Origin of the sequence: Streptomyces sp. NPDC050388, assembly GCF_040655635.1 — a bacterium.
Lineage (GTDB): Bacteria > Actinomycetota > Actinomycetes > Streptomycetales > Streptomycetaceae > Streptomyces.
This window is the reverse complement of sequence record NZ_JBFAKH010000163.1, coordinates 1-7,850: the sequence shown is the minus strand read 5'-3', so window position 1 is coordinate 7,850 and position 7,850 is coordinate 1. Positions and strand designations below refer to the sequence as shown.

The following is a 7,850-nucleotide window of genomic DNA, read 5'->3' as shown; positions in this document are numbered from 1 at the left end:
TGCCCCTTGTACGACGGCGACGCGGATGACACGAGCAAATCCCTCACCGGCACGATCAACTCCAAGATCATCCCAGGCCGGTCAGCCAACGTGACAACGCCGCACCGAGTCCTACCGCTTCCAGGCCACCGAGTCCGAACGGCAGAACACAGCGCGGTGAGCAGACGGGATGATCCACGGCAGTGCCCCTCAGTAGGCTGAGGCGCTGACCAAAGGAGCGCCGCACATGAGTTTCCGCCTGAAGGCGATCACCCGCGAGGAGCACCTGGCCTTCGTTACGGCCCAGCCCTCGGTGAGTCACATGCAGGTTCCCTCCTGGGGGGATGTGAAGCCGGACTGGCGGGCGGAGAGTCTGGGCTGGTTCGACGGCAGCGACCGTCTCGCCGGCGTGGGACTGGTGTTGTTCCGGCCCTTGCCGAAGCTCAAGCGGTACCTTGCGTATCTGCCTGAAGGACCGGTGATTGACTGGGCTGCACCGGATCTTGAGCAGTGGCTGGAGCCGATGCTCGCCTACCTCAAGGCCCAGGGTGCGTTCTCGGTGAAGATGGGCCCGCCTGTCGTCGCCCGCCGCTGGAGTGCGGAGGCCGTCAAGGCTGCGATCGCCGACCTGCAGGCCAGGCGGCTGCGGGATGCCGAGGCCACCGCGCACGAGCCGCGGGCTTTCGACGTCGCAGACCGGCTTCGGCGGATGGGCTGGCAGCAGACCGAACCCGACAGCGAGGATGGCTTCGCCGCCGGTCAGCCGCGCTATGTCTTCCAAGTCCCGTTTGCCGGACGGTCGCTGGAGGATGTCCAGCGAGGCCTCAACCAACAGTGGCGCCGCAACATCAAGAAGGCAGAGAAAGCAGGTGTCAAGGTCGTCCTCGGCGGCTACGACGATCTGCCCGCCTTCTACGACATCTACGTCGAGACCGCCGAACGTGACCGGTTCATCCCCCGTCCTCTGACCTACTTCCAGCGCATGTGGACCGCGCTCACGGCCGAGGATCCCAACCGCATGCGCCTCTACCTCGCCCACCACGAGGGCGAGGTGCTCGCGGCGGCGACCATGCTGACCGTCGGTGAGCACGTCTGGTACTCCTACGGTGCCTCCACCAGCCGAAAGCGCGAGGTCCAGCCGAACAACGCCATCCAGTGGCGGATGATGTCCGACGCCCATGAGCTCGGCGCGAGTATCTATGACTTCCGAGGCATCACCGACACCCTGGACGAGAGTAACCACCTGCTGGGCCTGCTCCGGTTCAAGGTCGGCGCTGGCGGCCAGGCCGTGGAATACCTCGGCGAGTGGGACTTCCCCCTCAACAAGTTCCTGCACAAGGCCCTCGACCTCTACATGTCCCGCCGCTGAGTTCGAAAGGCCGCAGAACTTCACAGCCCGAGAGGACCTGGGACCGCCAAGCTACCGGCACCCCGGCCACCAGGGACTCAGACACCCCGCGCCCTATCGCCACCGCATCGGAAGTCACCCAATAGAGGTGGCTCCCGATCTCGTTGCCGATCATGGACCTGTGCCGCATCCATCCTCTTCCCGGATGGAGCAACGCGGCTCTCGTCCCCGTTGCCGCAGCGGCTCCCGTTCACCCTGCCGAAAACACCCACGGGGATGGTCCTTCCGCCTCTGGACCCCGAAGAGGTGGTCGAGCTGCTCCCCGCACCCGCGGGGATGATCCCGCCGGCACGTCCGGCGCGCCCAGCTCGAGTGCCGTCTACCCGCAGCCGGGCCACTCACACAGTCCCGACCCGGCACGGGAACTCACCGAGCCGTGCGCCCCGTACGGTCGGTTGGCTGTCCGGGGCCGCCCTGGCGGGCGCAGTCCCGGGTAGGTCGCGGCCATCTGGCGGGTGGTTTCGGGCGTCAGCCGTGGTAGCCGATGTAGCCGTTGCCGTCCCGGTCATGGTCGCGCTTGGTGTAGGAGTGCACGTCCGCGCGGCTGCCGGAGGGCTTGTACAGGTAGATGGTGTCCTTGTCGTTGTTCCACAGGAAGTTGCAGTTGTCGCGGTAGACCACGTTCTTGGCGTCGGAGTCGGTGCCGTGGCCGCCGCGCAGCTTGATGTAGTCGCCGGGCTGCAGGTAGTGGTTGGCGGTGAAGGCGAAGCGGTTGCCGGCGGCGTCCTTGACGACGTAGCCCTTGAGGTTGACGGTCGCCGAGGACGAGTAATTCTTGATCGTCAGGTATTCCTCGTCGGTGTTGCCCGTAGAGCAGCTGTTGGAGTCCCGGCCGGGGGCGTCGTACTGGATGCCGCGGACCTTCAGGGCCGAGCTGTACTCGGCGGCCTGAGCCGACACGGCGGGAACGAGGGCGGCCAGGGTGCCGGCGGTGACGGCGGCGGCCAGGACGGAACGCGTACGCACGAGGATGCTCCCCCACAGTTGAACGAATAGTGCTGCATGTGAAGGACCGGTAGGGAGCCGTCCTGGTTGCACGGGAAACGGCCCGTCACCCGTTCGGGTGGCTCGGTCCGGACCGTCCTCGGTCCGGTGGGGGGGGCTCGGATTGTGGTGGTGTCCTGGGGTTTCGCCGATCGCCTGAGGGAGGTGGTCTCGTACTCGACGGGCCGGGCGTGGCGTATCTCACCGGGCAGTCGGCGATGCCGCTACCCGTCGGTCCCCTCGGCGGTAACGAGCCCGGCCGGAAAGAGCGCCTTCCCGGGCCGGCCGGGGGCATCGGCTCGGGCTTGGCCAGGTGGGTCCTCGGTGCTGGACAGGCCGGTCGTCGATCCGATCAGGGCGTCGTCGTGGCGTCGCCGACCCGGCCGGTCGACGTGGCGCTCCGCCCTACCGTCGCGCTCGTGGGTGCGGGCGAGAGGCTGCCGGGCCGCCGGTTCTGTGCCTGCCGCACGGCCGGTGGCTGTCCGGTGCCTCCCAAAGACGGCTTGCCGGGTCAGCGGTTGACCCGTTTGGGGTGACGTTGCCTGCGGCGATGCGGGGCTTGGACACCGATCTCGCATCCCGGCTCGCCACGAACGCCGGGCTCAGGATGTGCCCTCGGCCTCGGCGTCGTGGTCGCCCCCGGCCATTTGGTCCCGTGTCATGTCAAGGAAGCGCCGGATGGCTTCGACCGGCATATCGAGTCCCTCGGACGCGGACTGCTCGTCGCCGAAGACCTGCACTGCCTCGGTGACGGCCACGGCCAGTTCGACCTCTGCCTTGCGGACCTTGGCCTCGGCCTTGTCCACGGTGTCGACCACCGCCAGCTGACGGCGCTGCCTCTCCTGGAGTCTCTGCTTACGGGAGAGGGTTTTGTCAGGGTTCTGCACAGTCATGACCAAGATCATAATCAGTCGGGTGCACGCCCATGAAATCGGCAACTCACCCGCATGACCGGGACGTTCACGATTCGAAGGCTCAGCACCGGCAGCCCAGTGAAGCTGTTGCTCAACATAGGTGCGGCGCCGGGGCGTTGTCACGCTGACGGCGGATGCCTGTCGATGGGGCGGTCAGGTTGAGTGGTGACCTTCTCGGGCGGCATGCTCACGTTTTGCCGGTACGACCATTCCCCCCACACGAGCGGCGCACTCGGAAAACAGCCGACTGCGCCCCCAGCCCGGCCGCTATCCACAAGGCATGTTCACTGCTGTGCTGCGCGGCCTGGCCGCCGTCTCCCTCGCCGCCCTGCCCCTCGCCGTCATCCCGCCCGCACACGCCGCAGAAACCCTCCCCCTGGCCGAAGCCGTCGCCGGCCTCCCCGTGGACGTCGAAAACCGCGACGGCTACACCCGCGACGCCTTCCGCCACTGGAACGCCGGCGACGATCCCGCCGACGGCTGCAACACAAGGTCCGAAGTCTTGATCTCCGAGGCCGTCGAGCCGCCCACGGTCGGTCCCGGCTGCCGCCTGACCGGCGGGACCTGGTGGTCGTACTACGACCAGACCTGGGTGACCTCCGCGTCCGGACTGGACATCGACCACATGGTGCCGCTCGCGGAAAGCTGGGACAGCGGAGCCTCCGCCTGGACGGCAAAACGCCGTGAGGCGTACGCCAACGACCAGGGCTCACCGACCAGCCTGGTGGCCGTCACCGCCCGCTCGAACCGGAGCAAAGCCGACCACGATCCGGCAAAGTGGCTGCCGCCCGCCGCTGAGGTGCACTGCCGGTACGTCGCCGAGTGGGTGGGCACCAAACTCCGCTGGGCCCTCACGGTCGATGAGATTGAGGTCGCGGTCCTGCGCGACGCGGCGGCCGGCTGCCCCGAGCAGACGGTGACGTACGAACCCGCCGTCTGACATCCATCTCTCCCCGCCGCCCGGGCGGCGGGGCCCGCCGGGGCGCTCGCCGACGCCCACCGGGCCGGAAGTTCACCCGAGGGGGTTTCCCACTCCCCCGCAGGGACGGGGCGGCCTGCGGCATGCTCGATCGTGCACACGCGGTCACGCTGTGCAGCAGGACGCGAGGGAGGGTGACACCCGTGACGTGGCAGACGGACGAGTTCGGCACGTCCCACGAGGGCTTCGTCGGTGCGGTCCTGGCCGACGGCAGCGAGCCGAAGCCGGTCGTCCTGGACATCGGCAGCGGAGCCAACGTGGACCGGACTCGTGAGTGGTGGGCCTATACCGGCCAGTGGGGCCTCCCGAAGGCGGCCGGCTACCGGGCAGCGTGTGCGTGCGGCTGGCGCGGCCAGAGCCACCCCGTCGACTGGGAACAGGTCGACGACGGCCGCCTGGACGAGGTGAACGTCTCCGCCGCGCACGACGACTGGGCCGCACACATCGACACCGTCACCCGCCAGGCCGTCCCCCTCCCCGACGAGCTCACCGACACCCTCGGCCGGCTCGAGGACCAGCTCGCCCGGCTCGCCGACCAGGCACCCGTGGCAGCGCTGCGCGCCGTGGGCGAACTGGAACGGCTCACCCGCAACGTCGGCCACCAGGCCGCCCACGCCGCCGAAGACGACGGGCTCGCACCCGAGACGGTCGGGCGGGCCCTGGGCATCAGCGCCGGCGCCGCCCAATCCCGTCTGGCCGGCTACCGCCTGCGCAACTGACCCGCACGGCGCGTACACGGTGCGCCGGTCGGCGAGCGGCGCGGTCAGAACGCCTGGGCGGTGCGTGGACGCGGACCTCGCGGACGGAAGCGGTCCAGGTAGTAGGCCAGGCGGGTACCACGTCCGTCCGGGCTGCCAGCGGTACGGGCGGCGGTGACGGCTGCCCAGCACACGGCCACCGCTTCCTTGAAAAAAGCGGGCGCCTCGTGGTCGGTGCCGGTGACTTCCACCAGCAGCCGCTCCGGCTCCGGCACTCCATCCTTCCCGGGGCTGCCCTCGCCGGGGCCCTTTGGCACGGGCCGGTTGGGCAGACTGCCGGTCGCGTCCCTCTCTGGTGCGGCGGAGCACCGAGACCCGTGAGCCGCGGGTCCGGTCCGGGCCGGAGAGGACGCGGCCAGGATGATCTCCAGGTGTTCGGCGAAGTCCGGTCCGGGCACGGGAATTTCGAGGTCGGGGTGGCGGTGGTAACCGATGGCGACGGCGGTGGCGACGAAGTCGATGACCGCCGTCGCGGTCTGCGTGTGCCGACGCGGGGCGGCGTGGTGGAGGCGGGTCAGGATCCGCAGGACGGTGGGGATGCTGGTGTCGGCGGTGACCATGCGGTACGCGGGAGCGTCCGACCATGTGGTATCGGCGCGGTCCTCGTGCGCGTCGGCGCCCGCCTGGGCCCGCCACAGGGCGGCGGCGTGGGTGTCGCCGTGGGCGAGGTGTTGCAGGTAGAGGCAGTAGGAAGCGGGTGCGTCGTCGGCGCCGGCGGCGTACTGCCACCAGAAGCGGGCGCCGTCGGTGGCGCCGGCGAGCTGCAGGACGCAGCCGAGGATCCAGGCGGCGCGCGGCTGCGGTAGTTGGTCGGTGAGGAAGTCGGCGAGCTGTTCGGCGGTGCAGCGGGCGACGACCGCCTCGCACAGGGCGGCAAGGCTCTGCGCGGCGCAGTCGTCGGCGAGCTCCGGTCCATAGTCCTCCCACGGCCAGAGGGTGTCTTCGGCGAGCGCGTACACGGCCATGTCGTCGTAGGGGACGACGTCGGGGGGGATGTGGGAGCCGTCCAGCAGCAGGGACTGGGCGAGGAGGTCGTCGATGGTGCTCAGGGTGATCACTCCTGGGTGTCGGTGTGGGGGTACAGGCCGTTCAGCGCCCCTCGGGCGTGGTGGTCCAGGGTGTGGGTGATGGCCTGGGTCAGGCCGACGATGCCGGGTATGGCATCCGGGTGGATGCCGCACAGGTAGCGCAGGACGGTGACGTCCATCTGGTCCGGCGGCAGGCAGGCGATCGCGTCGAAGAAGGCGGCTTGCCGGTCGATGTGGGCCATGCGCTCGGCGAGGTCGTCGATCCTGGCCTGGGCGGCGGTGTGAAACGCCGCTGCCCGCAGGTCCGGGTGCCCGTCTTTCTGGAAGGCGCGCGCCATGACTTTGGAGCGCAGCAGCTGCCAGGCGTGGCGGGGCGTGTCCGGGCTGGTGGTCGCCTCGTTCCAGTTCAGCCAAAGGATGTCGAAGGTCTCCCCGACGACGCGCCGGGCGCGCTGGTCTGCCTGCAGGAAGGCGCGGGCGTAGGCGGTGTAGGGGCGGTGCATGGCCTGCGTGAAGCCGAAGTGGGCTGTGGGCGGCTGTTCGGGGCCCAGCGGCTGCACGGCGTGGATGCCGTTCTTGATCCAGGCTGGGTCCTTCTCTGCTTCCCGGGCGGCCGCGCTCCACAGTCGGCGTACCGGCCACGGGGGGAGGTCCAGGGCTTTCACCACGCTGTAGGTGATCTCCCAGCCGGGGTAGTAGCCCTTGCCCCGGAGGAGTTCGGACAGCCGGGTCTTGGAGTAGCCGGAGCGGCTGACGAGTTCGTCGAGGGTCAGGCCGCTTGCGGCGAGCCGGCTGCGGACCGGCTCCAGCCACGTTCGATGTGTCACGCCGGCGTCGTCGCAGATCGGTTCCGGCGGGCGGCCCCGGCGGCTGGGGGGATCGCCTCCGGGCTGCTCGGGGACTTTCGGCGCCTTCACCGTGACGGCTCCTCACGGGCGGCCGCCGGATCGGATACCGGTGGGACTGCCGCCGTGTTCTGCCGCCTGTCCGTGCCGTGGAACGCCGTGACGATCTGCTGGATGAGGAGTCCGAGCGAGGGCAGCAGCGCGGCTACGGCCGCGAGGTGCCCGAGCACGGTCATCACCGTGCTCCATACGAGGACCGCGGCCAGCACGGCTACGGTCATCACCTGCCTGCTTGTCATCGCACCGTCCCTGAAGAGAAGAACCGGGGGTCTGGAAGGAGGCTCCTCCACAGCGGTGCTGAAGCGCCGTGGAGGAGTAGGACGACAGCATGGAGCGCCCGGGGCTCACGACTCAACGTGATCATGAAGTTACGGAACAATGACCCCGCGCCACCCGCACGGCTCGGCAGACCGCTGCGCCATGACGGCCCCCCGCACTGGCAAATCATGTCCGAATGAACGCTTTTGACGGCAAGAACGTACTTCCCGTTGCGTCACGCGCCGGAGAGCGCACCATAGAACTGCGCGCCTTCTCCGGCGCCGCACCTTCCTTGTCTGGAAGGCCGCGCGGCCCCCTTGTGCTGAGAGAACCACCGAAGGGGACCGCCCCGCTTCCGTCCAGCCACCCACGCGCTGGGCGGAAGCGGCATCACCGGCACTGCGGTGCTCGAGCCAGCCCCTCAGCCGCCACCGACAGCGTCGGTCTACCTGCGGCCCACCCGGCTTGCCCGCGCCGCCGGTTCGGGCTTGCCCGAATCAGGCGCGGAGGCCCCCCACCTCTGCTCCGGCTCACCGCTCTTCCTAAGAGGTCCTAACAGAGTGCTCGGACGCGCCGGTGCAGGATGAGGCAGACAGCCAACTGCAGGAAGGCGTCATGGATGTCGTCCCGGCGCTCC

The 7,850-nt window shown here is 69.4% G+C and carries 8 protein-coding genes; 3 read left to right on the top strand and 5 right to left on the bottom strand.

What is annotated here, in order from left to right; genetic code table 11:
• Positions 1-226: 226 nt before the first annotated feature.
• Entirely contained in the window at positions 227-1,348 is a 1,122-nt protein-coding gene (locus tag AB0I73_RS39275) for a peptidoglycan bridge formation glycyltransferase FemA/FemB family protein (RefSeq protein ID WP_363045186.1), read from the top strand.
• A gap of 507 nt (positions 1,349-1,855) precedes the next feature.
• Here the strand turns inward: AB0I73_RS39275 and AB0I73_RS39270 are convergent.
• Positions 1,856-2,353: a lamin tail domain-containing protein gene (locus tag AB0I73_RS39270; RefSeq protein ID WP_202281590.1), complete on the bottom strand. Its 498-nt coding sequence runs from the start codon at positions 2,351-2,353 to the stop codon at positions 1,856-1,858.
• A gap of 620 nt (positions 2,354-2,973) precedes the next feature.
• A complete protein-coding gene (locus AB0I73_RS39265; RefSeq protein WP_363045185.1) occupies positions 2,974-3,264 on the bottom strand; it encodes a hypothetical protein in 291 nt (96 codons plus the stop codon).
• 301 nt (positions 3,265-3,565) lie between these two features.
• Here AB0I73_RS39265 and AB0I73_RS39260 point away from each other — a divergent pair, with 301 nt between their 5' ends.
• Both AB0I73_RS39260 and AB0I73_RS39255 read left to right on the top strand, forming a co-directional pair.
• Positions 3,566-4,225: an HNH endonuclease family protein gene (locus AB0I73_RS39260; RefSeq protein ID WP_363045184.1), complete on the top strand. Its 660-nt coding sequence runs from the start codon at positions 3,566-3,568 to the stop codon at positions 4,223-4,225.
• 182 nt (positions 4,226-4,407) lie between these two features.
• A complete protein-coding gene (locus AB0I73_RS39255; RefSeq protein WP_363045183.1) occupies positions 4,408-4,983 on the top strand; it encodes a hypothetical protein in 576 nt (191 codons plus the stop codon).
• Positions 4,984-5,027: 44 nt separating this feature from the next.
• On the opposite strand, the gene AB0I73_RS39250 is transcribed toward AB0I73_RS39255, so the two are convergent.
• The 3 genes from AB0I73_RS39250 to AB0I73_RS39240 all read right to left on the bottom strand — a co-directional run bounded on the left by AB0I73_RS39250 (position 5,028) and on the right by AB0I73_RS39240 (position 7,194).
• Positions 5,028-6,080 (bottom strand): DUF6207 family protein, encoded by a 1,053-nt coding sequence (locus AB0I73_RS39250; protein WP_363045182.1) that lies wholly within the window; start codon positions 6,078-6,080, stop codon positions 5,028-5,030.
• Positions 6,077-6,877 carry an XRE family transcriptional regulator gene (locus AB0I73_RS39245; protein ID WP_363045181.1) on the bottom strand — a complete coding sequence of 267 codons (801 nt, stop codon included), beginning with the start codon at positions 6,875-6,877 and terminating at the stop codon, positions 6,077-6,079. The genes AB0I73_RS39250 and AB0I73_RS39245 overlap by 4 nt, the downstream gene beginning before the upstream one ends.
• 86 nt (positions 6,878-6,963) lie before the next feature.
• A complete protein-coding gene (locus AB0I73_RS39240; protein WP_363045180.1) occupies positions 6,964-7,194 on the bottom strand; it encodes a hypothetical protein in 231 nt (76 codons plus the stop codon).
• Between the last annotated feature and the right edge of the window lie 656 nt (positions 7,195-7,850).

Coding starts and splice junctions, on each gene's coding strand:
- AB0I73_RS39275 (WP_363045186.1), top strand. CDS start 227: ATGAGTTTCCGCCTGAAGGCGATCACCCGCGAGGAGCACCTGGCCTTC.
- AB0I73_RS39265 (WP_363045185.1), bottom strand. CDS start 3,264: ATGACTGTGCAGAACCCTGACAAAACCCTCTCCCGTAAGCAGAGACTC.
- AB0I73_RS39260 (WP_363045184.1), top strand. CDS start 3,566: ATGTTCACTGCTGTGCTGCGCGGCCTGGCCGCCGTCTCCCTCGCCGCC.
- AB0I73_RS39240 (WP_363045180.1), bottom strand. CDS start 7,194: ATGACAAGCAGGCAGGTGATGACCGTAGCCGTGCTGGCCGCGGTCCTC.